Genomic DNA, 25,818 nt, shown 5'->3' on the forward strand with positions numbered 1-25,818 from the left:
TCGGCAGCTACGGGTGCAGTCAACCTGAGCGGCGTGGAACTCTCGTCGAACGGCTCGACCGTCACGGGCGGCGCTGGTCTGCTGACCGTTGCTGGTGGCGCGGATTCGGGTCACAGCGACGTGATCACCACGGGCACGGGTGGCGGCGTCATCACCATCGGCGACGGTGGCAACTGGACCGGCACCGCTTACGGCGCAGGTTCGGAAACCGTGGACCTCACGGCATCGGCTTCGGCAGTGGACACGCTGGTTGTCGGCGAAAACACCGTCGCAACGTTCAACGGTTCGACCGGTGGCGTGAAGGGCTTCGAGATCACCTCGAGCGCGAAGACGACCGACCGCCTGGCTATCGTTTCGTCGGGTAGCGCTGTGAACGTCGTGGCTAACGCCGCATTGCAGAACGCGTCGGTCGCTGGCCTGGCATACACGATCTCCAATGGCATCGTGACCTTCAGCGGCGCTGGTACGCACAACATCAACGAGTTCAGCGCAACGGATCTGATCGCAGCAGCGCAAGCGATCGCTTCGGGTGCTTGGGCGCTTGGTTCGGCTACGGTGCTCGCGTTTGTCGCAGGCGGCAACACGTACGTTGTTTCGGCAGAAGGCAATCTCTCGAATGACACGTCGGTGACCGAACTGGTCGGCGTGACGGGCGTTGCAGGCTTCGGTACGACGGCAGCTGGCAACACGATCGTGCTGGCCAACACTGTCACCTCCGAAACCAACGTGCTGGACGTGGCAACGGCCGGCGCCAAGACGCTGTCGTACGACGAAACCGGCTATGCGCGTGCAGTGCTGAACACGACGTCGGTTGACGTAGCGGCGGCGACCTCGGTTTCGCTTTCGAACCTGGCCGCATCGGCCGTGCTCGAAGTGAACGCCGATCTGTCGAACGTCGCAGTTTCGACGACGCAACTCGGTACCTCGGGTTCGGACAGCCTGTCGATCCAGTTCGACTCGGCCGAAACGATCAAGAGCCTGACCGTGAGCGGCGACAACGCCCTCGCGATCCACACGAGCGGTGCTGACGTCATCACGACGCTGACCGACGCGACCAACACCGTGGCGAGCATCACCGTCGACGGCGCCGGCTCGCTGTCGATCGCCACGCTGACCGACACGGCGCTCAAGTCGTTCGACGCAAGCCACCTCGTTGGCACGCTGGCCCTGACGGCTTCGCAAGACGGCCTGACGATCCTGGGTTCCGTCGCTGGCGACGTGATCAAGGCAACCGGCGCGGCGGATACGATCACCGTTGGTTCGGCGACTGCCGCGGCAATCGGTGCAGTATCGATCACCGCAAGCGGCGCAGCTGACGCGATCTCGCTCACGACGCAGTCGGCCGTGTCGACGAATCACGTCATCCAGGCGGCCGGTGCAGGCGACACGATCACGCTCAACGGCGGTTCGTTCGACAACGTCTACCTCGGCGGCACGGTCAACGGCAGCAATGTCGCGACCACGGCGCTTGGTCATGGCGATACGCTGAACCTGTTCGGCAGCGCCACGGATAGCGTGTGGCTCGGCGGCAGCTCGACCGTGAACCTTGGCTCGGCAACGAACCACTTCGGTGGCACGGCCAACCTGTCGGTGCAGGGCGATGTGACGGGTGCAGCGTCGAGCGGCAGCTACGCGCAAACGCTGATCAACGTGAACAACGCTGACGCGACTGTGAACCTGGCGTTCAACAATGCTACGACGTACGAAGGTCTGGCTGGCAACTCGGCAACCGCTGCACAGGTGAACGTCGCTTCGGCTACGTCGCTGTCGCAGGCTCTCGATCTGGCGATCAAGCAGGCGCTCGTGACGGACTACCAGGCGAACGGCTCGTCGCACGTTTCGCTGGTCAACGGTGTGCTCGAACTGAACGCCAACACGGGTCTCGTGTCGACGTTCCAGTACGCTGGCAACACGTACGTGGTGGAAGCGGTCAACAACACGAACGCGGCAGCTGCTCACGCAGCGCTCGGCGCGAACGACGTTGTGGTCGAAATCACGGGTACGTCGACGGTGTCGAGCGTGGGCTTCAGCGGTCACACGCTGAGCGCGCACCTCAGCGCTGGCTCTGCTGCCTAAGTCTGAGTAGCACTCCAGTCGTACCGTAGTGCCTCAAACCCCGCTCCCTCGCAAGAGGGGCGGGGTTTTTTCAAATCAGCACCCAACGTTTTGAGTATCCGGAAATGAGCACGATCATCATCGACGACATCGCTTACGATCTCACCGCCTTGAGCGAGGCCGCGAAGCAGCAACTCACGAACGTGCAGGCGGCCGACGCCGAAATCCAGCGCCTGCAAGCGCAACTGGCCATCGCAACGACGGCGCGCGCCGCTTACGCTCGCGCGCTCAAGAACGCGCTGCCCGCGGCGGTTTCGCACTGAGCCCGATCGAGGCTTCAGCGCCTCGATGCGACGCCCTGCAAGCAGATGCCGGCGGCCAAAAAAAGCCAGTTCGTGAACCGGCAATTGTGAGATAAATCACAGCGCTGAATTAAGGACGCCATGATAATCATGTGTGTCAACACCTCCCGGCCCCTGTACTTTTTAGTTCATCCGGGAGTTCAGCGCCGAGCATGGCTCGGCGCTGCTTTTCCATGCGCCATCCATTGAGCCCGGGGCACGCCACCATGCGACGTGTCGGGCCACGCGCGCTTCTCTCGGCTCTTCCGCACTGGCCTCGAGCACAATGGCGGAGGAGCTTTTGCGTCGGGCTTATGCCCGGCGCCTTTTCCCTTTGAACTGATCAGGTATGCAAAACGTTTGCGCGCGCTTAAGCGGCAAGCGTGGCGTCTGCGTATCGTCGGATGGGGTGGGGGAATGGCCGTAAGAGGCGGCGCAGCCTGCGTCGCTTAGGCCCGCTACGGCAGGTCGTAGGCGGCGTGCGCTTGCGCCCGCTCCGGGGCGCCGCGTGAACTCAAACGAGGGGTATTTGCTGCGGTGTGCCTGCGTTGCGCGGGCGCAATGTTGCGCGCCCGGGGAGATCAGTTGCCCACGAGCCCGTAAGCGCCCAATGCGAAATGATTCGACATCGGATCGGTGTCTTCGGCCTCGCCTTGAAACGCCGCATAGCCGCCAAAACCATCGGCGTTGTCACGCGCGGCAGCGCCACCGCCCAGGCTCGCGATCGCGGCGCAACCCTCCAGCGCTGCCTTCAGGTCCTCGATCAGTTCCGCCGCGCTCCCGCTTGGCAGCAGGAAGCGCCGGGTAATGCAGCGCGCTTCCTCGTCCTCGCTGTTCGACCGCATGACGAGCGAGACACTGACATGATCCGGCGTATGAGCCTGCTCGATCGTCCATTCTGCGACCAGCATTTCGGAGCCCGGCTTTCTGCTGCGTGCCGGCTTTCTCTTCGCGCGTGACCCGATCGTCATAGTTGTCGTTGCTTGCATGTGGTGGGCGCTCGCGGCGCCATGATAAGGACTACGCGGATATGCGCATTGGTGGGAAATTTATCGTAACCAGATCAGTGCGGCTGTGCGGTAGAGCACAATTTGAAGAATCGGGCGGCTATGGGGCAGGTTTTGGCGGTCTGCGCCAGCCAAAAGAAAATCCCCTGCAAACAGGACGTTTGCAGGGGATTGCGATGGAGCCGAGGGCTCCGGTCGTGCGGTCGGCGGGAGCGGCGCGTGGCTGAGCCTGGCGGCTCGCGAGGCGCCTTTGCCGCGCTAGATCACTTCACGCTGACGATCGTCGGCATATGCGCCGGGTTCGCTTTCGAGAGCGCGCCCGCGCCGTCCGGGCGGAACCAGTCCGCGAGCACGTACAGGTCCTGCTCGTTCAGGATGCCGGCTGCGCGCTTGAGTTGCAGGCTTGCGATCATGTACTGGTAGCGGGCTCTCGCCAGGTCGCGCTTGGACTGGTAGAGCTGCTGCGTGGCGGTCAGGACGTCGACGTTGGTACGCACGCCCGCGTCCACGCTCTTGCGCGTCGCGGTGATCTGGAGCGTGGCGGATTCCACCGCTTTTTCCAGCGCCTGGATACGCGTCATGCTGCTGTTGCACAGGTTGTACTGCTTGCGCAGTTCGAGCAGCACCTTGTTCGTCTTGTCGCGCAAGTCGTCCTGGGCGTGATCGTAGTTCGCGCTCGCCTGTTCGGTGCTCGCCTTGACCATGCCGCCCGAGTAGAGCGGAATCGTGATTTCGATACCCGCCTGCTTCGTGAAATAGCGCTGGCCGATCGTGTCGAGCGAGTTCGACTGGTTCTTGCCGATGCTCGCCACGAGGTCGACGTGCGGGTAGTAGCCCGCGCGCGCAACCTGCATCTGCTGGCGCGCGGCTTCGACCGAGTGGCGCTGGGCGATCAGGTCGGAGTTGCTGTCGAGCGCGATGTCGCGCCACTGGTCGAAACCGGCGGGCGAGGGCAGCGTCGGCTCGAAATGCTCGCTCAGCCGGTCGAGGCCCGCCACGTCGAGCGTCGCGCTCAGCCCCGTGATGGCTTCGAGCGCGTGCGCGCTGTTGTCCAGGTTGTCCTGGGCGTCGGCGAGGTCGGCGCGCGAGATTTCGAGCTTCGAGTTCGTTTCGAGAATATCCGTGCGCGTGCCCTGGCCGTTCTTGAACTGCGCCTCGTTGCTGGCGAGCTGCGCCTCGAAAGTCTTTTGCTGTGCGGTCGCGAGCGCCACCTGGTCGAGCGCGAACAGTGTGTCCGTGTACGCGCTCAGCACGCGCACCAGCAGGTCTTCGCTCTTGCCCATGAACACGGCGTCGCTGGCGAGCGCGGCGGCTTTGCCGTAGCGATAGCGCGCGATGCCTTCGAGGTTGATGATCGGCTGGCGCACCTGCACGCTGGCCGAATACGCGTGGTACACGTTGTACGACGACGGGGGGCCGCTGGTCTCCCCGAGGTAGGTCGTGTTGGTCCAGTCGCGATAGGTGCCATACGAAGCCGACAGGTTGGGCAGCAGGTACGAGCGGCCGATCGCCACGTTGGCGTCGCCGGCGCGTTTGTCCGCCATCGCGCCTGCGAACTCGGGGTCGTGTTCGAGCGCCGCCTGGTAGGCGTCGACGATGCCGATCGCGTGCGCCGCCTGCATCGCGCCGAGCGCGAGCGCGACGGCCACGCCGAGGCGCGCGAGCATCGGGCGGGCGCCGTTTGCCTGCGCGGCGCGCGCACGTTCCCTGCGGGCCGCGGCCCGCGTCTTGATTGCCTGGTCGCGCACGTCAGTCCTCCGAAAGTGCCGAATGGGCGCGATCGATGACCGGTTTGAGCAGGTAGCTCATCAGCGAGCGCTGGCCCGCGTTGATGAACACCTCAACGGGCATGCCGGGCCGCACGTCCAGGTGGCCGAGCATCTTCATGCCTTCGGGCGTCACCTTGGCGCGTACGCGGTAGTAGGGTTGTCCGGTGTGATCGTTCACAAGGCGGTCGGCCGAGATGAACGTGAGCTTGCCGGGGATGCGTGGGGTGCTGTTCTGGTTGAACGCGGTGAACATCATCTCCACGGGCAAGCCTTGCTTGACCTTGTCGACGAGGTTCACGGGCAGCTCGCCTTCGGCTTCGAGCGGCTCGCCGCTCGGCACCACTTCCATGAGCTTCGCGCCGGCCGCCACCACGCCGCCGTTGGTGAACACGTTCACGCCTACCACCGTGCCGTCCACGGGCGAGCGCACTTCGGCGTTCGCGAGTTCGAAGTCGCTCGCGTCGAGCTTGCTGCGCAGCGCTTCGGAGTCGCGCTGGATGTCGGTGAGCTGCGTGCGGACTTCCTTCATGTAGTCGTCCTGCTGCTGGAGCATGCGCAGGCGCGTTTCGGCGATCTGGCTCGCCAGTTGTCCGCTTGTGCCGACCTGGCCGGAGATTTCGCCGTCGAGGCGCGCGCTGTCGCGTTCGAGATCCTGCAAGCGCGTGCGCGGCGCATAGCCTTCGTCCGCGAGCTTGCGCATGCCGTCGAGCTGGCTCGTCAGCGCTTTTTGCTCGGCGAGCTTGTAGGTGCGGCTCTGGCCGTTCGCCGCGAGTTGGGCGCTGTAGCCCGCTGCGGTTTCGCGCAGCGCGGCGGTCGCCGATTGCAGCGCGAGGCGGCGGCTTTGCAGCAGTTGCGTTTGCAACTGCATGTCGTCGACGACCTGCTGGTTATGGTTCTTCGCGGCTTCTAGCAGCTCCGGTGCGAACGTGATGGTCTTCGCGCCCGTGGCCTCGGCGGTGAGGCGGCTGCGCACGGCCAGCTCGCTCAGGTATTGCGCGCGTACCGAGTCGGCCTGTGCGCGCACCTGCACGTCGTTCATCTTCACGAGCACCTGGCCGGCCTTCACCTGGTCGCCGTCCTGCACGAGGATCTCGCTGATGATGCCGCCGGTGGGGTGCTGGATTTCCTTGCGGTTGCCCGTGACCACCACGGTGCCTTCCACCGGCACGCCCTTGCTGAGCGGCGCGAACGTGGCCCACAGCAGCGAGCCGCAGATGCCTACGAGCACGATGGTCCAGCCAATCTTGACGTAGCGGGTTTCGTCGGTATTGAGCGTGGGCGGCAGCGCGGTGCCGAGCACCTCGAGCGCGGGCGCCGCGGCTTTCTTGTTTGCGGAATTGAACATGGAATGACTCTGCGGATCAGGCCGGGACTTCGGCGTCCTTGTCGATGGAGGCGTTGCCCGCGGGCTTGGCCTGCTGCTGGGCGGTTTGCGCGGCTTGTGCGGCCTGGGCCGCTTGTGCCGCCGCTGCCTGCGCGGCCGCCTGCGGCTGCTGGATCGCCGCGAGCACGTGCGCCGTCGGGCCGAAGAGGCGCAGTTGCCCTTCCACGAGCAGCATGAGCTTGGTCGTCGCCGCGATGATGTTGGTGCGGTGCGTGATCAGCACGACGGTGCGGCCGGCGGCGCGCAGGTTGTCGATGGCGTGCTTGAGCGCGGCTTCGCCGACTTCGTCGAGGTTGGAGTTCGGTTCGTCGAGCACGATCAGCGAGGGGCTGCCATACAGCGCGCGGGCGAGGCCGATGCGCTGCTTCTGGCCGCCGGAGAGGCCGGCGCCGCGGTCGCCCACGAGCGTGTCGTAGCCATTGGGCAAGCGCAGGATCATGTCGTGGACGCCCGCGAGCCGCGCGGCTTCGACGATCTTTTCCGCGTCGATCTGGCCGAAGCGCGCGATGTTCTCCGCGATCGAGCCGCCGAACAGTTCGATGTCCTGCGGCAGGTAGCCGATATGCGGGCCGAGCTGATCCTTGTCCCACTGGTAGATATCGGCGCCGTCCAGGCGCACGGTGCCGACGAGGGCCGGCCACACACCCACCATGAGGCGCGCGAGCGTCGACTTGCCCGAGGCGCTCGGTCCGATGATGCCGACGATGTCGCCCGCATCGATCGAGAACGTCAGGCCTTGCAGCACCGGTACGCGCGTGCCGGGCGGCGCGGCGGTGACGCCTTCGAAGTTCACGCGTCCTTCCGGCGCGGGCAGGCTCATGCCGATACGGCGCGCGGGATTCTCGTCGAGCAGGTCGACCAGGCGGTCGTAGGCGCTTTTCACGCCGCTCCACTGACGCCACACGCCAATCACCAGTTCGAGCGGGCTGAGCGCGCGGCCCATCAGGATCGAGCCCGCGATCATCATGCCGGGCGAGACCTTGCCGTCGATGGCGAGCAGCGCGCCCACGCCGAGCACGAGCGACTGGAGCGAAATACGCACGAACTTCGTCACGTTGCCGATCAGCGCCGCTTTCTCGCTTGCTTCGGCCTGCTGAAGGAGGAAGCCGGTGTTCAGCTTCGACCAGCGCGACATCAGCGTCGGCAGCATGCCCATCGCCTCGATCACTTCGGCGTTGCGCAGGTTGCTGGTGGCGAGCGCCGTGGAGCGCAGCGACATCTGCTGGGCTTCGGCGAGCGGGCGCTTCGTCATGCGCTCGTTCACGATCGCCAGCGCGACGAGCAGCGCCGAGCCGCACAGCGCGAACAGGCCGAGCCACACGTTGAAGATGAAGATGACGATCAGATAGACCGGGAACCATGGCGCGTCGAAGAACGCGAAGAGGCCGTTGCCGGTCACGAACTGGCGGATCGTCGTGAGGTCGTTGAGCGGCTGGCTTGCCGCCACGCCCTTTTGCTTGAGATTGGTTTCGAACGCCGCGGTGTAGACGCGCGCGTTCAGGTGCATGTCGATCTTGCCGCCCACGCGGATCACGACAAAGCTGCGCACGTATTCGAGTGCGCTCATCAGTGCGAACATGCCGATCATCATGAGCGTCAGCATGAGCAGCGTGATGCCGTTTCGGCTTGGCAGCACCCGGTCGTAGACCTGCAACATGTAGAGCGACGGCACCAGCATGAGCAGGTTGATGAGCATGCTGAAGACACCGACTGTGCGGAATACCTTGCGGTAACCGAGCAGTGCCTGGACGATCTCGTTCGTCGGTAGCTTGATCTTTTTATCCATCTTTCCGTTACCGATATCGCGCACGGCCCCCCGCCCGCGATTCAGCCCTAAAATTGCCCGCCCTGTGGTGCAACTGGTCTCTCAGGCGGTGTCGTCCCCGTGATGACGGCGCCCATTCTGAGTGATCGCCTGGCCGTCGAATGTGATGGCCGTCACATCAAACGGCCTAATCTCACCCGATACTGGCGCAGCCTTGGCGCACAGACAAAATCAGAAAATTCAGGTATGAGCGAAACATTCACGGCGGACGCGCCGCTCGAGATCGCGATGGGCGGGCGAGCACTGCTAACACCGCTTACGGGGATCGGGCAATACGCTTCGCATCTGGCTCGGGAGTTCGTGGAGCGCGGGCACAGCCTGCGGCTTTTCTACGGCACGCACTGGTCCTCGACGATCGCGGGCGGGCAGGCCCAGGCCCAAAGCACGGCCGCATCGGCCGCATCCGGCGCGCCGCTCGCCGGGGCCTCGGTGCGCACGTCGTTCGCGGGCGCAGTCAAGCGCTTTGCCCGCGCCTACGTGCCCGGCGTTTACCGCTTCATGCCGCATGTCGAGCAGTACCGCTTCGACTCGGGGCTGCGCCGCCAGCGCACGCCGCAGGTCTATCACGATCCGAATTTCATTCCGTTCCGTTTTCGCGGGCCGACCGTGACCACGGTGCACGACGTGTCGTGGGTGCGTCACCCGGAGTGCCATCCCGCGCACCGGCTCGCGCATCTGCGCGCGAATTTTCCGCGCGCGCTGCGTCACGCCGACCGCGTGATCGTCGTCTCGGAGTTCGTGAAGCAGGAGCTCATGGCGTGCTTTCCCGTCGATGAAAGCCGGATCGACGTGGTCTACAACGGCGTGACGGAGCGTTTCCGTCCGCATACGCGCGCCGAGACCGCCGACGTGCTCGCGCGCTACGACCTCACGCACGGCGGCTATTTCGCCGCGGTCGGCACGCTCGAGCCGCGCAAGAATCTCCAGACGGCGCTTGCCGCGCACCTGCGCCTGCCGCAGGCGGTGCGCCGCACGATGCCGCTCGCGCTGATCGGCGTGGAAGGCTGGCTCACTGACTCGCTGCACGCGGCGCTCTCGGCCTCGCTCGCCGACGGCACCGTGCGCAAGCTCGGCTACGTGAGCGACGACGACATTCCCGCCTTGACGGCGGGGGCGCGCGCCATTGTCTATCCGTCGATCTACGAGGGCTTCGGCCTGCCGGTGCTGGAGGCGATGGCCTCGGGCGTGCCGGCGCTGTGCTCGACGGCGCCCGCGCTGCGCGAAGTGGCCGGTCCGGCCGCGCTCTTTTGCGAGCCCGCCGACGTGGAAGGATTTACCGAAGCGATGCGCGAGCTGATCGACGACGACGCGCTCTGCGCGCGCCTGGGCGCCGCAGGCGCCGAGCGCGCGCGCCGGTTCAGCTGGTCGCGCACGGCAACCGAGACGCTGGCCGTCTACCGCAAGGTGGTGAACTGAAACTGCGCTGAAACCGCATGCGGTGGCGTTGTCGCCACCGCGCATCCGAACCAAGACATGAACGATTTCAGGACCCGTCTCGTCCACATCTGGCTGCTCTCGCGCCAGGACCTCGTGGACCGGCACCGCGAGAACGCGCTCGGCGCGGCATGGCTGGTGCTTCAACCGCTCGCGTTCATCGTGCTGTTCAGCACGGTGTTCTCGCGCTTCATGCGTGCGCGCCTCGGCGCGGACACCGATCCGTATCTCTACACCGTGTACCTGATCGGCGGCATGCTCATGTGGAACATGTTCGCCAATATCCTGAGCCGCGTGACGCCGGTCTACGGCGAAAAGTCGCATCTGATCCGCAAGATCTCCGTCGATCTCTGGACCATGCCGCTTCACGTGGTTGTGGCCGAGTGGGTGGTCTACGCGATCACGATGGCGTTCTTCACCGTGTTCCTGCTGATCGTCGGGCATCCCATCGGCGCGTCGTGGTTGACGCTGCCGCTCATCGCCTTGCTGCTGAGCGGCTTCGCCTACGGCGTGGGCATCGTGCTCGCCACGCTCAACGTGTTTCTGCCCGATATCCGCAACGTGCTCGGCATCGTGTTGCAGTTCGGCTTCTGGCTCACGCCGGTCGTCTATCTCGCGAGCATCCTGCCGCCGTGGGCGGCGCGCGCCATGCATCTGAGCCCGATCTTCTGGGCCGTGGACTCGGTGCACGGCGTCGTGGTCTGGGGGCAGTGGCCGCAGATCAAGGAGCTCGTCGCGCTGTGCGGCGCGGCGCTCGTCATGCTCGCCATCGCGCGCTGGATGCTTGCGCGACTCGAATCCGAAATGAGGGACACGCTATGACCACCGAGATCGCACAAGGCGCGCCGGTGCTGAAAGTCGAGCATGTCTCGAAGCAGTTCCGCATCTACAAGCGCACGTCGGACCGGCTCGTGGAGGGCCTGTTCAAGCGTCAGCGCCATCGCGTGCACAAGGCGCTCGACGATATTTCGTTCGAGTTGCGGCAAGGCGAGGCGATCGGCGTGCTCGGCCAGAACGGCGCGGGCAAGTCCACGCTGCTCAAGCTCGTGAGCGGCGTGCTCACGCCCGACGCGGGCACGATCGAGCGCAACGGCCGCATCACCGGCCTGCTGGAGCTGGGCACGGGCTTCGACGGCAAGCTCACGGGCCGCCAGAACATTGCCGTCAATGCGCGCCTTATCGGCATGACAGGCGAGGAGATCGCGGAGCGCTTCGACTCGATCGTCGCGTTCTCGGAACTCGGCGACTTCATCGACGCGCCCGTGCGCACCTATTCCTCTGGCATGGTGATGCGTCTGGGCTTCGCGGTGGCGATCCATGCCGACCCGGTGTGCTTCATCGTGGACGAGGCGCTCGCCGTGGGCGACGCGCGCTTCCAGCAGAAGTGCCTCAAGCGCATCAAGGAATTCCGCGACCGTGGCGGCTCGATCCTCTACGTCTCGCACGACATCAACTCGGTGAAGCTGCTGTGCGACCGCGCGCTGCTGCTCGCGCACGGCCGCATCGACTACGACGGCGAGCCCGACCAGGCCGCGCAGAACTATTACCGCCATATCGCGGGCGTGGAAGCCGACTCGCAGCGCGAGTCCGCGCTGCACGAGGGCGACTACGGCGCGCTGCGCACGCGCATCGCGAGCGTTTCGATGGCCAACCGTTTCGGCGCGGGCACGCGCTTCGCCTCGGGCGAGCCGGTCACGATCGACGTGGAGTGCGAATCGGACCAGGATGCGTCGCTCACCGTGGGTATCCTTCTGCGCGACCGTTTTGGCCAGGACGTATTCGGCACCAACACCGCGCTGCTCGAAGCGCCGGTGCGTTTCACGAGCGGCACGCGTGCGGTGTGCCGCTTCACGCTGCCGCTGAATTTCGCGCCCGGCAAATACACCTTGACCGTCGCCATTCATTCCGACGAAACGCATGTGCACGACTGCCAGCACTGGTGGGACAACGCCGCGAGCTTCGAGATCGCCGGTTTTCTCCACACGCAGTTCTCGGGGCTTTGCTATGTTCCGGTCGACTTCGAACAGCATGCCGCCGTGCCGGCCTCACTGAATCCAGTTGAAGAAATTCTATGACTAGTGCCGTACTCAACGATCTGATCGCGCGCGTCAAAGCCGAAGCGGCGGTGCACGCGCAACGCGCCGAAGCGGCGCAGCCGGGCGGCTCGCCCCATGCGCATGCGCAGGCGCCTGCGCACGGCGCTCACGCGCCCGCACCCGTCAGCCTCGGCGACGATCCGTTCATGATCGGGACCGACGACGAATTCATCGACAGCGTGTATCGCCGCGTGCTGCACCGCGAAGCCGACGATTCCGGCCGCGCCAACTACCGCAAGCAGCTTGCCGCCGGCGGCAGCCGTCTCGCCATTACCGGCAAGCTGCGATTGTCGGCCGAAGGACGACGCGCCGGCGTGCCGCTCGGCCGCGTGAAGCAGGGCGTGGCCGCCGCGCTCGTGCAGATCGGGCTCGGCAAGCTCGGCCTCGGCGCGCTGGGCGCCGCGCTCACGCGCCGCATGGACGCGCGCGCGACGAGCGCGGAGCTCGTGCAGGTCGGCCCGACGCTCTACCGGCACGCGAAATATCTCGAGCAGCACGCGCGCCACCTCGAACGCCGTTTGCAGCAGCACGACGCGGCACTCGCGGGGCACGGCCAGCGCATCGACGAACTGCAAGCGCTCGTGACACCCGTGCCGCCGGTGCCGCCCGAGGTCATCGACGAGTATTACCTCGCGTTCGAGGACGCCAACCGCGGCTCGCGCGAGGAAATCCTCAAGAAGCTTTCGATCTACGATTCGTGGGTCGGCCAGCGCGTGGTGTCGCGCGAGGGCCTGAAGCACGACGTGGTCGATGTGGGCTGCGGGCGCGGCGAATGGCTCTCGTTCGTGCGCGATCGCGGCAAGTCGGCGATCGGCGTGGACGCCAACCGCGTGATGACCGACTCGTGCCTGAAGGACGGCCTGAACGCGCGCTGCGTGGATGCGCTCACGTTCCTGCGCAGCTTGCCCACGGGGTCGGTGGGCGCCGTGACGGGCTTTCATATCATCGAGCACCTGCCGTTCGACTATCTCTACGCCGTGGTGCAGGAATGCCACCGCGTGCTGGCCGAGGGCGGCTCGGTGCTGTTCGAAACGCCGAACCCGGAAAACGTGCTCGTGGGCAGCCACACCTTCTATCACGACTTCACGCACCGCAATCCGGTCACGCCCACGGCCATCTCGTTCCTGCTCAAGCATCACGGCTTCGGCGACATCGACATCATCCGTAGCAGCCCGTATCCGCACGAGGCCAAGGTGCCCGGCGACGATCCGCTCACCGAGCGCGTGAACGGCCATCTGTGCGGCCCGCAGGACTACGCCGTGACCGGCACGAAGGGCGCACCGCAAGAGGCCGACGCGTGAAGATCCTCGTTACGGCCAATCTCGTGCCGTTCATGCACGGCGGCGCGAACTATCACATCGCCGGCGTGGTGAACGCGCTCCAGGCGGCGGGGCACGAAGTCGAGCTGCTGCGCCTGCCGTTTCGCTTTTCGCCCGAAGCGGACATCGTGCGCGCCATGACGCACGCGTGCGAAATCGACCTGATCCAGCCCAACGGCGTGACGATCGATCAGGTCGTGAGCCTCCAGTTTCCGGGCTATGGCGTGGCGCACCCCGATCATCGCGTGTGGGTCATGCATCAGCATCGCGCGGTGTACGAGCTGTACGACGCCGCCCAGGCCACGCCCGAGCTTGCGGACCTGCGCGAGCGCGTGATCGCCTTCGACAACCGCGTGCTGCGCGCGGCGAAGGCGGTGTTCGCCAACTCGCGGCGCGTGGCCGGGCGCCTGCGCGAATTCAACGACGTGGGCGCGAAGCCGCTTTATCATCCACCCACCCAGGCCGAGCAGTTCTACTGCGAAGACGCGCTCGACTATGTGTTCTTCCCGAGCCGGCTCGAAACGCTCAAGCGTCAGCACCTCGTGATCGAAGCCGCGCGCCACATGCGCTCGTCGCTGAAGATCGTGCTCGCCGGCGACGGCGGCCAGCGCGGCGCGCTTGCGCAGTTGATCGAGCGTCACGGCGTGGGCGACCGCGTCGCGCTGATCGGCCATATCAGCGAAGCCGAGAAGCGCGCGTTTTACGCGCGCGCGCAGGCCGTGGTGTTCCCGGCCTTCGACGAGGACTACGGCTACATCACGCTCGAAGCGATGCTCTCGGGCAAGCCGGTGGTCACCTGCACCGACTCGGGCGGCCCGCTCGAATTCGTGCGCCACGACGACACGGGCTGGGTGGAAGCGCCCGACGCGCAGGCGCTGGCCGCGCGCTTCGACTGGATCGCCGCCAACGCGCGCAAGAGCGCCGACGCGGGCCGCCGCGCCCGCGACGCCTATGCGAGCGCAGACATCACATGGGATCGCGTCGTCGAGACGCTGACCCGTTCATACGATTGATCAGCCATGAAAATCTGTGTCGTTGCGCCCAGCCCGGTCCCGTTCGTGATTGGCGGCGCGGAAAATCTCTGGTGGGGCCTCGTGGAGGCGCTCAACGCGCGCCCAGGCGTGCTCGCCGAACTGCTCAAGCTGCCGAGCCCCGAGCGCAACATGGGCGAGCTGCTGGCGAGCTACCGCCGCTTTTCGGAGCTGGACCTGAGCCACTTCGACATGGTGATCAGCACCAAGTATCCGGCCTGGGCGATCCGCCATCCGAATCACGTGGTTTATCTCCAGCACACGCTGCGCGGGCTGTATGACTGCTACCCGCCGGACATGCCGACGAAGGTCGATCCCGAAGCGCTGCGCGCGCTCGGCATGCCGCCGCGCATCGTCGAAGCGCTCGTGAACTATCGCGCGAATGATGTCGAGTTCGACGAGCTGATCGACGCGCTCGACGCCGCGTTCCGCCGCGACCCCGCCTCGCCGTGCTGGGCGTTCCCCGGCCCCGTGTCGCGCGCCGTGATCCGCCTGCTCGACGCGGTGGCGATGCGTACCGACAAGATCGCCCACTACGCCGCGATTTCCGACGTGGTGGCCGCGCGCGACGGCTATTTCCCGAAGAACGTGAAAGTGGCGGTTCACCACCATCCCACGGGCCTGAAGGGCCTGGGCGACGGGCCGCAGGAAACCATCTTCAGCGCGAGCCGGCTCGATCCGGCCAAGCGCATCGATCTCATCATCGAAGGCTACAAGGCGAGCGGCCTCGGCCCCGACGTGCCGCTGCACATCGCGGGCGGGGGCCCGGACGAGGCGCGCCTGCGCGCCGCGGCGGGCGACCATCCGGGCATCCGTTTCCTCGGCCGCGTGCCCGAGGCGCAACTCGTGCAGGAATATGCACGCGCGATCTGCGTGCCGTTCGTGCCGCGCGACGAGGACTACGGCCTCATCACGCTCGAGGCGATGCTGTGCGCGAAGCCCGTGATCGCCACGACCGATTCGGGCGGCCCGACCGAGCTGCTCGAAGACGGCAAAACCGGCCTCATCGTGCCGACCAGCGCGGCGGCCATCGGCCGCGCCATGCGCCGCCTGTGCGACGACCGCGCCGCCGCCGCCGAAATGGGGCGCCTCGCGCAAGCGCGCGCACGCCAGCTCGACTGGAACGCGCTGTGCGACGCGCTCGTGCTCGCGCCGCGCAATTCGCCGGGGTTCGCCGCCGCGCAAGCCGCGAACGCCGCGAACTTCGCGAGCGTCGAGGCGACCAGCCGCCCGGCCGCGCCCGCCGTGGTCACACAGCCCGCGAAGCCGCTGATCGGCGTGCTCAACACCTACCCGATCGCGCCCGTGGTGAGCGGTGGCAAGCTGCGCCTTTTCGGCCTCTATTCGCGTCTCGCCGATCAGTTCGACGTGCATTTCATCAATCTCACCGGCAGCCGCGACGCGGCGAGCGTGCGCACGCTCGCGCCGGGCTTCACCGAGGAGCTGGTGCCGAAATCCCCGGCGCTGGAGCGCGAAGAGTGGCACATGCAGGACATGCTCGGCGCGACGGTGGAAGACCTCGCGGCGGCACTCTATCCCGCGAGCGCGCCGCGCTGGCTCGAAGCGATCGACGCGCTCGCGCGCCGCAGCGACGTGATGGTGTGCTCGCACCCGTACACGCTGCCCGCGCTGCGCGAAGTGTTTTCCGGCCCGTTCGTCTACGAGGCGCACAACGTGGAGGCCGACCTCAAGGCCGACATCTACGGCACGCACCAGTGGGCGATCGACCGCGTGTTCGAACTGGAGCGCCGCGCGGTGCGCGAGGCCGCGCTCGTGAGCGCGTGCTCGCCGCAGGATCTCGCGCGCTTGCAGGCGCTTTACGGCGACGCTGACGACCCGCGCTTCGGCCAGGGCATCGTGGTGGCCAACGGCATCGACGTCGGCAACACGCCGTTTCGCGAAGCGGAGCGCGTGGCGCGCCGCCGCCGCGAGCTGGGCGTGGATCAGCCGCTCGCGCTCTTCATGGGCAGCGCGCACGGTCCCAACATCGACGCCGCGCGCGTCGTGATCGAGGCCGCCGCGCAAATGCCCGACGTGCATTTCCTGCTGCTGGGTTCGGTGTGCGGCGAAGTGCGCCAGTGGGAGCGCACGGCGAACGTCGGTTTCGCCGGCGTGGTCAGCGACGCGGAAAAGGCGGCCTGGCTCGACGTGTGCGACATCGGCCTGAATCCGGTCGTGTCGGGTTCTGGCACCAATCTCAAGCTGATCGAATACGCGGCGGCCGGCGTGCCCGTGGTGAGCACGGAGTTCGGCGTGCGGGGCATCGGCTTCGAAGACGGGCAGCAGTACGTGCGGGCCACGGGCGAAGATTTCGCGCTGGGCATTCGCACCATGCTCGGGCTGGCGGCGGACGACCGCGAGGCGCTCAAGCGCCGGGCGCGCAGCTGGGTGGAAGCGAACGGGGACTGGCAGTCGATCGCGCGCACTTACGCGCAATCGCTCACGCAACTGCTCGCGTGAGGATGACGCCGGGCGCGCCGCAACGGCGCGTCCGGCACACGTTGCGGATCAGAGGAAGAGGTGTGCGGGCAGCACCGCGTCGGTCTGGCCGACGATCGTGACTTCGGGCGCGCTGGCGGGGGCGGCCGAAGCGGCCGCAAGCTCGGCGGCGGGCAGCGCGGCTTCGCCATGCGTGAGGCCGTGCAGCAGCGCGTCGAGCGAGTCGTACGACTGGTTCAGGAACCCGTGGGCCTCGAAGCTGATCGATTCGTCCTGCGCGGCGGGCGCTGCCTGCGGCGTGGACGACGTGACGGGTTGGGTCATGGCTATTCGCTCCATTGAATCAGTCCGCGATTTTATCGCTTTACGGCGGTGCGCACACGCGTTTTCAATTCACCGCGCCCTTTGCCACATTCCGCGACCGGCGTTAGCCGCCACTCACTGCCACTCACCGCCGCTAGTACTTCCACGAGACGCCCACCGATCCTTCGCGCACGCTGTATGAAAACGGCTCGATCGAGTCGGAGATGCGCTGCGCGAGAAAGCGCGTGTAGAGCGACCAGTGCTGCGTGAGCGGATAGGCGTATTGCAGCGAGACGGCCTGCATCGTCTGGTTCTGGATCGTCGAGCCGAAAAATACCGGGTCGTAGGCGGTGGAGTCGATTAGCGTGCGGCGCTGGAGGACGGCCTCGAACTGCCCGTAGCGGCCGACGTCGTAGTCGAGCGCGAGCCACGCGGTGTAGCCGTGGCGCGCCGCGCCGGGGCGGCTGCCCGAGGGCGCTTCCCAAACCGGTCCCGCGAATAGCTGCACGGTCGTGCGCGCGCCGATGCGCGCCTGCATTGCCGCGCGCAGCTCGAAGCGCACGCCGTTGTAGAGCGAATTGCCGGGGTAGCTCGTGTAGGTCGCCGTGAAATCCACGCCCGCGCGCGCGAGCGAGCTACGGAACGCCGCCGGCGGCGTCCAGTAGCCGGTGTGCCAGGACACGTCGCTCTGGTAGAGCCGGGAGCCGAGCCAGAACACGTCGGCGGCGGCCTGGTTCTCGATGGTGCCGTGGCCGAACGTGTACTGGTGCGCCGCGCCGATGCTCGCAATACGCTGGTCATAGTCGTGCAGGTCGCGGTACTGGCGCTGCGTGAGCCCGGCGAACACCGTGAGGCCGGGCACGAAGCGCACCGGCAACTCGCCCTGGAGCGACGATTCGAGGAACTGGTCGCTGTGCGCGAGGCTGGAGGGCGCCAGGATGAGGGCGTGCAGGGGGGCGGTGTCGGCAAACGTGACGTTCGGGTCCGACGGGCCGAAATTCGCGTTGGACGTCACGCCCGCGCGCACGCTCGCGATCAGTTGCGGCTTGTGCGCGCTCGGCACGCAGGTGTTGGTCTTGTAGACCTGGATCAGCTTCTCGATGGCGGGCGGCACCTTGTAGCTCGATTCGATGCGCGCGAGCGTCTGGCGCGTCAGGTCGCGCTCGCCGAGCTGGCATTGAAGCAGGGCGGCTTCGAGCAGCGCGCCCGCGCGGCGCGGATCGCGCGCCACGAGTTCGTCGAGCAGTTCGAGCGCCTGCTGGGCGTGGCCCGCCGCCATTTCCGCATTGGCCTGCGCCTCCAGGTCGTCGTTGATGACGTCCTGCATGCCGGCGTCGGGCTGCGCGGCATCGGGTGGCGTTGCGTCCGCGGGCGCCGCCGCGACTGGCGGCAGCGCGGCCGGTCGCGCAATGGGCGGGGCGATCGGCGTGGTGATGGGTGGAGCCGGTGCCGGTGCCGGAGCCGTGATCTGGCCGGTGCCTGGCCCGGCGCCGGTCTGCTGCGCGAAGGCGTCCGGCGCACCGGCCAGCAGTGCGCCGCCGCCCAGCGCGAGCGCGGCGGCGAGGCGCACGGCGGGCGGCAATGCCCGGACACGCAAACGGTGGAACCGGTCAGCAGACGGCATCGAGCATCGCTTCGGCTTCGTCGAGGACGAACAGCCGCTCGGGGGCTTCGCGACCGCGCAGCGTCACTTCGGAGACCATCTTCAGCGGATAGCCGGCGGCGAGGCGCGCCGTTTCCTGGCCCACGAGCAGGTCGGTCTTCGCCGTGCGCGCGTATTCCTGAAGGCGCGCGGCCACGTTCACCGCATCGCCGATCACCGTATAGGACTGGCGCGAGGTCGAGCCCAGTTCGCCCGTCATCGCACTGCCGCTGTTCACGCCGATGCGCACGCGCAGCGCGCGCCCGTGCGGCAGCGCCGTCGCCTCGCGGTTGATGGCGGCCACTTCGCGCAGCATCGCCTGCGCGCAGTCGAGCGCGCGGCGCGCATGATCGGGCTGTTCGAGCGGCGCGCCCCAGAACGCCATCAAGGCGTCGCCCATGTACTTGTCCAGCGTGCCTTCGGTGTCGTACACGCATTGCGTGAGACGCGTGAGCACGACCTCGGTCATCGCGACGAGTTGCTCGGGCGGCATCTGCTCGGCCAGCATCGTGTAGCCCTCGATGTCGGCGAACAGCACGGTGATCTGGCGGCGCTGCGGCTTGAGCGCGTTCTGGTCGGCGCGGCGCATGATGTGGCGCAGCACCGACTGCGGCAGATACTGGCTGAAGCGGCGCTCGAATGCGCGCATCGCGACGAGCGAGGCGATCCATTCGAGCGGCGCCTGCACGAAGACGAACACGAACGCGGGGACGAGCGGCAGCGCGATCTGGTCGGCGGGCAGCTCGCGCAGCCAGAGCAGCGCCGCGAGCCACAACGCGGTGGTTGCGGCCGCAACGGGCAAGGTGAGCGCGGCGCGGCGCAGGCGCGAGAGCCCGGCGAGCAGCGCGAGCGTGACGACGGCCCAGGCGAGCGGCAGCCAGCGCGCGAACGCGAGGTGCGAAGCGGTGGGCGCCGCGTCCGTCAGGTCGAGCAGGGCGTCGAGCAACTCGGCGTGCACCACCATGGCGGGCAGCCACGGGTCGATGGGCGCGGCGATATGGTCGTTCAGGCCGAGCGCCGACGACCCCACCACCACATAGCGGCCGCGCAGCAGCGAAGCGGGCGCCTTGCCCGCGAGCACGTCGACGGCGGGCACGACATCGTAGGTGGCGGCGGTGCGCCGAAACGGCACGTGAAAGAGACCGTCCGCAACGCCGGGCAGCGCGGCGGGGTCGGGCGGGGTGGCGGCGCGCTTGCCGCCGCTGCCGCACGCGAGCAACTGCCACGCGAACATCGGATAGACGTGATCGCCATAGCGGATCAGCGGCGCGACGTCGCGCACGACGCCGTCGGGGTCGGTGTGCGGACTCACGTGGCCGACACACAGACCCGGCTCGGAAAAGAAGTTGCCCACGAAACCACTGGCAACGGGCATCGGCCCGGCAGGCTCGCGCACCGCCAGCGCGCCGCCGATCTGGCCCACGCGCGGCGGGTGATCGGTGGTCGCGAAGCTGAAGGTTTGCGCGAACACGAGCGGGTAGTGGCGCGCGACGTCGAGCAGGGCCGCGTCGTCGTCGGGCTGGCTCGCTTCGGGAAACAGGATATCGAGACCGACCGGGCGCGTGCCGTACTGCGTGAACAGCGTGCGCACGAGCTGTGCAATGAGCGCGCGCGGCCACGGCCACGGGCCGACCGCTTCGATCGAATGCTCGTCGATGTCGACCAGCACGACGCGCGTGTCGGGCGTGGCGAGCAGCGTGTGGGTCTGCCGCCAGTCGTCGAGCGCGTAGCCGAGCCGCTCATAGAGCGGCGGCGCGCCCACGCGCGCCGCCAGCAGGCAAATCGCCAGAAGGGTCAGTCCGAAAATCGCGAGGCGCAGGCGGTCGAGTCGGGAAAGGCGAACTACCTCGACCACAACGTGGCTCCCGCCAGCGACTGGTTGTTGCTCAGGTTCTGATTGAAGATGTAGCCCGCCTGCGTGACGTTCTTGCCGGCGAGCGCGCCGATCACGGCGGCGGGCGCGGCCACGTCCCAGTTGAGGATGCCGCCCTTGAGCACGTCGCCGTACGACGAAACCTTGTAGGTGCTGCCGTTCACGCTCGCTTGCAGGCTCGTGGTGAACCGGTTCGTGCCGAAGTCGACCGCGAGCGCGCCGTTGCTGAGCGATGCGGCCGTGGCGACGCCCGTCGTGTTGTTGATCAGGTAGGCCGCGGAATTGGCGGCGTCCAGCGTGAAATTGAGCACACCTTGCTGCGGCAGCACCATGTCGGTTTGCGGGGTGCGCACGAGCGTGAACGGCTTGAGATAGCCGATGTAGTCCTTGCCCTGCTCGAGCGTCGCGAGCGAGGAGTCCGCGGGCAGGTTCGCAAGCGGCGTGAAGCGGCCCCAGAAAATCTGCTGGGCTTCGGTCGTCTGCGCCGGCGGCGTGATCGAGGTGCTGGGCGAGGTCGGTGTCGTCGAGGGCGGCGTCGCGGGCGTCGAGGTCGCAGGCGCCGAACTCGATGAGTCGGTTGGCGTGGTCGCCGGCGTGAGCGGCAACGTCAACTCCACGGGCACGACGCCCGGATCGACGTGCGTCACCGCCACGGCCGCGCGCGCCGCGCTGTCCTCGGCCTTCTGTCCTGCGCCTTCGGTCGTGAGCGGCGTGAGCCGCGTGTCGAGCACGACGGGATGCGCGCTGCCGCGCGTGACCTGCAAGGCCTTGTCGCTCAGGTCCGCGAAAAGCTGCGCCGCGTTCGTGCCCTCGCAGGGGCCCGCGCCGCTCGACGCGCACGCGCCGCCAAGCGGCGTCATGACGATGCCGCCCGAGCGCACGGAAGCGCTCGTGACGTTCGCGTTGGTGAATACGGTGAAGTCGGTGCCGCGCACGCCCAGTGCTGCGACCGGCGTGTTCATGCGGTAGTGGTCGCGCGCGGCCTGCGCGCCCTTGCCGGAGATTTCGCGCACCACGCCGCGATGCAGCGTGAGCTTGATGACGGTGCGCTCGGGCGCGCTCGCGTCGTAGTCATAGCGCTCGATGCTCAGCGACGAATTCGGCCGCACGCTGATGAAGCCGTGATCGACGGTCGTGACATAGACGTAGCCGTCGGTGCCGGTTTCGATCGTGTCGCCCACCGCGAGGCTCGCGCCCGAGGCGAGCGCGCTCGTGCCGCGCGCGTTCGCGACGCTTGCGTGCCCCACGACGACGACGGCCTTGCCTGCCGCGCTTGCCGCGGGTACGGCGGCGCTCGCCTCTGGCGCCGGCAAGTTCGTCCTATCCCTCTGGTCCTTCTGGTCCGACTGGGTCGTTTGTGCTGCCCCCGCAGCGCAAACGACAGACAGCACTAAGGCCGCCAGCCCCCGCAAAGTTCTTGATGGCATTGGTCTTCGATCCGTTTTTCTCGCGCGCGCGCGATTTTTCAAGGATGGTACCCGCAGTGCCGGCGGGCGGGTTGTGACGGCTGTCACAGATTTTCACGTCGCGGGCGTCTATCGTGGCGCCGGATCACATAAAAAGGCTGCAACTCCAGGATGTCTACAGAAGAGTTCAAAGGCAGCTTCGGACCATTGAAGGCGATCGATCTGCTCAGGCAGCAAAAGCTCCTGCGCAACGTCGCCGATGAAGTGATTGAAGAGACCAGTCGGCATATTCGTTACAGGCGCTTCGGGAAGCGCGAATTCGTCGTCCACAAGGGGGATGCGGGGTCATCCCTGCTGATGCTCATGTCCGGGAGATTGCAGGTCATCGCGCTCTCGGAGGATGGACGCGAAGTGGGATTGAACTTCGTCGAGCCGGGGGATTACTTCGGCGAGCTGTCGATCATCGACGGCGGGCCGCGTTCGGCGTCGATCATTGCCACAAGCGAATCTGTTGTTGGTTTCCTGCCGAAGGCCCACGCGCAAAACCTTTTCTACCGCAACCCCGCGGTGGTCGAGGCCTTGTTGCAGCGGCTGTGCCGCACCATTCGTCAGGCATCGAACTACCGTTCGATGCTCGGGTTGTCGCGCGCGTATGCGCGGGTGTACTCGGTGCTCGAGGCCTCGATGAAAAAGAGCGCCGGGGACCTGCACACCATCGAGAACCTGCCGAACCAGCAGGCGATCGCGATCATGGCCAACGTGAGCCGGGAAACCGTGTCGCGCGCCATCCGCTCGCTCGTGGACGGCAAGGTGATCGAGCGCGATTACCGCCGCCTGATCGTGCGCGACGCGCAATTGCTCAAGAAGCTCGCCAAGGGCGAAGCGGAGCTGCAATTGCGCAAGAAGGCCGCGATCGGCCAGATGGAAGAGGCCGGCGATGAAGATGAAGGTCGCGACGTCGAAGCGGATGACGTCGAGGGTAGTGAAGTTGATTAATGAGGCCGCACGCGAAGTCCGCGCCGTCGCCCGCACTGCTGCCCATGCAGTTGTGCCGGCAACGACCTGCACGATCCCGGGCCGCTGAACACACATTCCAATTTCGGGTCATGCATCATGCGTGTGCTGCACTTCTATCGAACGTATCTGCCTGATACGGTCGGGGGCGCCGAGCAGTCCATCTATCACCTGTGCCGCGCGGGGGCGGACCAGGGCGTCGAGAACACCGTGCTCACGCTCACCGCGCAAAGCGGCGGCCCACGCCGCGTGAACCTGCCCGGCCACGTGGTGGAGCGTGTGCCGAGCGGCTTCAAGGTCGCCTCGGTCGAACTGTCGCTGCCGGCGATCCGGCGCTTTCGCCAGCTCGCGCGCGAAGCCGATGTGGTCCACTACCACTTTCCCTGGCCGATGGCGGACATCGCGCACCTGGCCGCGCGCGTGCGCAAGCCCTCGGTCGTGACGTATCACGCCGACATCCAGCGCCAGCCCACGCTGCTCGCGATGTACAAGCCGCTCATGCACCGCTTTCTCGGCAGCGTCGATCGCATCGTCGCGACCTCGCCGAACTACGTGGCGACGAGCGACGTGCTGCGCGCGCATCGCGACAAGGTCGAAGTCGTGCCGCTCGGTCTCACGCGCAGCTTCTATCCGAAGCCCGATGAAGCGCTGTTGCAGAAATGGCGCGAGCGCATCGGCGGGCCGTTCTTTCTCTTCGTGGGCGTGTTCCGCTACTACAAGGGCTTGAACGTGCTGCTCGAAGCGATCCAGCGCACGGGCTACCCGGTCGTGCTCGTGGGCGACGGTCCGCTCGCGCCGGAGTTGCGCGCCTACGCGCAGCAGCATCGCATCACGAGCGCGCATTTCACCGGTTTGCTGCCCGAAGAAGACAAGATGGCGCTCATCGAGCTTTCGCGCGCCATCGTGTTCCCGTCGCCCAACCGCGCCGAGGCGTTCGGCATGACGCTGCTCGAAGGCGCGATGCTCGGCAAGCCGATGATCACCTGCGAAATCGGCACCGGCACGAGCTACGTGAATCGCCACGGCGAAACCGGACTGGTTTGCGATCCTAACGATCCCGAAGACCTCGCGCGCGCGATGAAGGAACTGTGGGACGACCCGCACTGGTGCGAGCTGATGGGCCGCCGCGCCGCGCTGCGTTTCGAAGACCTCTTTACCGCGCATCGCACGGCGCGGGCCTACCGGCGCATTTACGACGCCGTGGTGGCCGAACACGCGAGCGGCACCGCGAAGGCGGGCGCCGCCAAGGCAGCCGATTTCAGGCGCGAGCCCGCGCCGCTTTCGGTCGAACGAGATCCGGTAATCGAAGAAAAATCCTGAACATGACGTTCCCCCAAACCATCGACACCACCGTGCAAGGCGCTCAAGCGGTTTCGCTCGCTGCGCCCGACATCCTGCCCGTCGTGCTCGCGGGCGGCTCCGGCACGCGCCTGTGGCCGCTTTCGCGCGAGGCGCATCCGAAGCAGTTGATCGGTCTGCTGGGCGACCGCTCGCTGCTTGAATCGACCGTCACGCGCCTCGATTCGCTCGCGCGGCCGGGCTCGAACGGCGGCCTGCTGATCTGCGCGCAGGAGCATCGCTTCATGGTGGCCGACCAGCTCAAGGTGAGCAGCCGCGACTGGCAGGTCATGGTCGAGCCGGCCGGGCGCAACACGGCGCCCGCGCTCACGCTCGCCGCCATGCGCGCGAGCGCGGGCGGCGGCGATCCGGTGCTCGTCGTCATGCCGGCCGATCACGCGATCTTCGACGCGCCCGCGTTCGCGCGTGCCGTGAACGCCGCGGCGCGTCTCGCGCAGCAAGGCCGCATCGTCGCGCTCGGCGTGGTGCCGCAGCGCGCCGAAACGGGCTACGGCTATATCGAAACGGGCGCAACGCTCGAAGGCGACGAGACGACCCGGGCCGCGCACGCGCGCGAGCTGTGCCGCTTCGTCGAGAAGCCGCCGCGCGAAGTCGCCGAGGCGTTCCTGGCGGGCGGGCGTCACTGGTGGAACAGCGGCATCTTCGTGATGCGCGCCTCGGTGTGGCTCGCGGCGATCCGCGCGCTGCGCGCGGACATCGCGCACGCCTGCGAGGACGCGTACCGCAAGGGCGGCGCGGAGGGCGCCTCGTGGCGCATCGACACGCAGTCGTTCCTCGGTTGCCCGTCCGACTCGATCGACTACGCGGTCATGGAGCGGCTCGCCGAAGGCGGCCTGCAAGGCGCGGTGGTGCCGCTGGAGGTGGGCTGGTCGGACGTCGGCTCGTGGGACGCCGTCTGGAACATCATGCCGAAGGACGCCGCGGGCAACGTCACGCGTGGCGACGTGCTGCTCGAAGATACGTCGGGCACCTATGTGCATTCGGAAGGGCGGCTCGTGGCCTGCGTGGGCACCCAGGACCTGATCGTGGTCGAGACCGCCGACGCCGTGCTGGTTGCCGACAAGAGCCGTGCGCAGGACGTGAAGGCGCTGGTCGGCCGCATTCGCGAAGGCGAGCGCACCGAGGCCGCGCATCACCGCAAGGTCGCGCGCCCTTGGGGCTATTACGACTCGATCGAGCGCGGCTCGCGCTACCAGGTCAAGCGCATCGTGGTCTCGCCGGGCGCGACGCTCTCGCTGCAACTGCATTACCACCGCAGCGAGCACTGGATCGTGGTGAGCGGCACGGCGCGCGTGACGCGCGGCGACGAAGTGTTCCTGCTCGGCGAGAACCAGTCGACCTATGTGCCGGTGGGCGTGAAGCACCGCCTCGAAAACGTGGGCCGCGTGCCGCTCGAAATGATCGAGGTGCAGTGCGGCAGCTATCTCGGCGAGGACGACATCGTGCGCTTCGACGACAACTACGGCCGGCACGTCGAGAAGTAAGCGGAAACAAGCGCAAACAAGCACGAACGGCGTGCAA

Annotated in this window: 19 protein-coding genes; 11 read left to right on the forward strand and 8 right to left on the reverse strand. The window is 67.1% G+C overall.

Features of this window, described 5'->3' with window-relative positions:
- Positions 1-2,076 (forward strand): beta strand repeat-containing protein (locus tag C7402_RS46995; protein ID WP_165841921.1); only part of this gene is annotated, 2,076 nt, incomplete at its 5' end.
- Between the two features lie 104 nt (positions 2,077-2,180).
- Positions 2,181-2,378 carry a DUF6447 family protein gene (locus C7402_RS19245; RefSeq protein ID WP_112172420.1) on the forward strand — a complete coding sequence of 66 codons (198 nt, stop codon included), beginning with the start codon at positions 2,181-2,183 and terminating at the stop codon, positions 2,376-2,378.
- A 599-nt stretch (positions 2,379-2,977) separates the two neighbouring features.
- On the opposite strand, the gene C7402_RS19250 is transcribed toward C7402_RS19245, so the two are convergent.
- The 4 genes from C7402_RS19250 to C7402_RS19265 form a co-directional block, all read right to left on the reverse strand.
- Entirely contained in the window at positions 2,978-3,307 is a 330-nt protein-coding gene (locus C7402_RS19250) for a hypothetical protein (protein WP_112172421.1), read from the reverse strand.
- A gap of 359 nt (positions 3,308-3,666) precedes the next feature.
- Positions 3,667-5,151 (reverse strand): TolC family outer membrane protein, encoded by a 1,485-nt coding sequence (locus C7402_RS19255; RefSeq protein ID WP_244314879.1) that lies wholly within the window; start codon positions 5,149-5,151, stop codon positions 3,667-3,669.
- Between the two features lies 1 nt (position 5,152).
- The gene (locus C7402_RS19260; RefSeq protein ID WP_116611711.1) at positions 5,153-6,517 is read right to left on the reverse strand and encodes an HlyD family type I secretion periplasmic adaptor subunit; all 1,365 of its coding nucleotides are present in this window, start codon (positions 6,515-6,517) and stop codon (positions 5,153-5,155) included.
- Positions 6,518-6,533: 16 nt separating this feature from the next.
- Positions 6,534-8,342, reverse strand: a complete 1,809-nt coding sequence (locus C7402_RS19265; RefSeq protein WP_116611712.1) for a type I secretion system permease/ATPase — start codon at positions 8,340-8,342, stop codon at positions 6,534-6,536.
- 225 nt (positions 8,343-8,567) lie between these two features.
- Here C7402_RS19265 and C7402_RS19270 point away from each other — a divergent pair, with 225 nt between their 5' ends.
- The 6 genes from C7402_RS19270 to C7402_RS19295 are packed head-to-tail and all read left to right on the forward strand — an operon-like array spanning position 8,568 to position 16,721.
- Positions 8,568-9,797, forward strand: coding sequence for a glycosyltransferase family 4 protein (locus C7402_RS19270; protein ID WP_112172424.1), 1,230 nt, complete (start codon positions 8,568-8,570; stop codon positions 9,795-9,797).
- 57 nt (positions 9,798-9,854) lie between these two features.
- Complete coding sequence (locus C7402_RS19275; RefSeq protein WP_112172425.1) at positions 9,855-10,637, forward strand: ABC transporter permease; 783 nt, start codon at positions 9,855-9,857, stop codon at positions 10,635-10,637.
- Entirely contained in the window at positions 10,634-11,890 is a 1,257-nt protein-coding gene (locus C7402_RS19280) for an ABC transporter ATP-binding protein (protein ID WP_112172426.1), read from the forward strand. Before C7402_RS19275 ends, C7402_RS19280 begins: the two co-directional genes overlap by 4 nt.
- Entirely contained in the window at positions 11,887-13,212 is a 1,326-nt protein-coding gene (locus C7402_RS19285) for a methyltransferase domain-containing protein (RefSeq protein ID WP_116611713.1), read from the forward strand. The genes C7402_RS19280 and C7402_RS19285 overlap by 4 nt, the downstream gene beginning before the upstream one ends.
- Entirely contained in the window at positions 13,209-14,243 is a 1,035-nt protein-coding gene (locus C7402_RS19290; RefSeq protein ID WP_116611714.1) for a glycosyltransferase family 4 protein, read from the forward strand. The genes C7402_RS19285 and C7402_RS19290 overlap by 4 nt, the downstream gene beginning before the upstream one ends.
- 6 nt (positions 14,244-14,249) lie before the next feature.
- On the forward strand, positions 14,250-16,721 hold the full coding sequence (locus tag C7402_RS19295; RefSeq protein WP_116611715.1) for a glycosyltransferase family 4 protein: 2,472 nt from the start codon (positions 14,250-14,252) through the stop codon (positions 16,719-16,721).
- A gap of 48 nt (positions 16,722-16,769) precedes the next feature.
- On the opposite strand, the gene C7402_RS19300 is transcribed toward C7402_RS19295, so the two are convergent.
- The 4 genes from C7402_RS19300 to C7402_RS19315 form a co-directional block, all read right to left on the reverse strand.
- A complete protein-coding gene (locus C7402_RS19300; RefSeq protein ID WP_112172430.1) occupies positions 16,770-17,024 on the reverse strand; it encodes a hypothetical protein in 255 nt (84 codons plus the stop codon).
- A gap of 133 nt (positions 17,025-17,157) precedes the next feature.
- Positions 17,158-18,627, reverse strand: coding sequence for a tetratricopeptide repeat protein (locus C7402_RS19305; RefSeq protein ID WP_133254506.1), 1,470 nt, complete (start codon positions 18,625-18,627; stop codon positions 17,158-17,160).
- Positions 18,614-20,500 (reverse strand): CHASE2 domain-containing protein, encoded by a 1,887-nt coding sequence (locus tag C7402_RS19310; protein WP_112172432.1) that lies wholly within the window; start codon positions 20,498-20,500, stop codon positions 18,614-18,616. The genes C7402_RS19305 and C7402_RS19310 overlap by 14 nt, the downstream gene beginning before the upstream one ends.
- Complete coding sequence (locus tag C7402_RS19315; protein WP_244314880.1) at positions 20,488-21,831, reverse strand: FecR family protein; 1,344 nt, start codon at positions 21,829-21,831, stop codon at positions 20,488-20,490. The genes C7402_RS19310 and C7402_RS19315 overlap by 13 nt, the downstream gene beginning before the upstream one ends.
- Before the next feature lie 264 nt (positions 21,832-22,095).
- On the opposite strand from C7402_RS19315, the gene C7402_RS19320 reads away from it, so the two are divergent.
- The 3 genes from C7402_RS19320 (at position 22,096) to C7402_RS19330 (ending at position 25,781) form a co-directional block, all read left to right on the forward strand.
- On the forward strand, positions 22,096-22,920 hold the full coding sequence (locus C7402_RS19320; RefSeq protein WP_112172434.1) for a Crp/Fnr family transcriptional regulator: 825 nt from the start codon (positions 22,096-22,098) through the stop codon (positions 22,918-22,920).
- Positions 22,921-23,037: 117 nt separating this feature from the next.
- Positions 23,038-24,258 (forward strand): glycosyltransferase, encoded by a 1,221-nt coding sequence (locus C7402_RS19325; RefSeq protein ID WP_112172435.1) that lies wholly within the window; start codon positions 23,038-23,040, stop codon positions 24,256-24,258.
- 2 nt (positions 24,259-24,260) lie between these two features.
- On the forward strand, positions 24,261-25,781 hold the full coding sequence (locus C7402_RS19330) for a mannose-1-phosphate guanylyltransferase/mannose-6-phosphate isomerase (RefSeq protein ID WP_116611718.1): 1,521 nt from the start codon (positions 24,261-24,263) through the stop codon (positions 25,779-25,781).
- The last annotated feature ends 37 nt before the right edge of the window (positions 25,782-25,818 follow it).

Source organism: Paraburkholderia unamae, assembly GCF_003096875.1.
Lineage (GTDB): Bacteria > Pseudomonadota > Gammaproteobacteria > Burkholderiales > Burkholderiaceae > Paraburkholderia > Paraburkholderia unamae.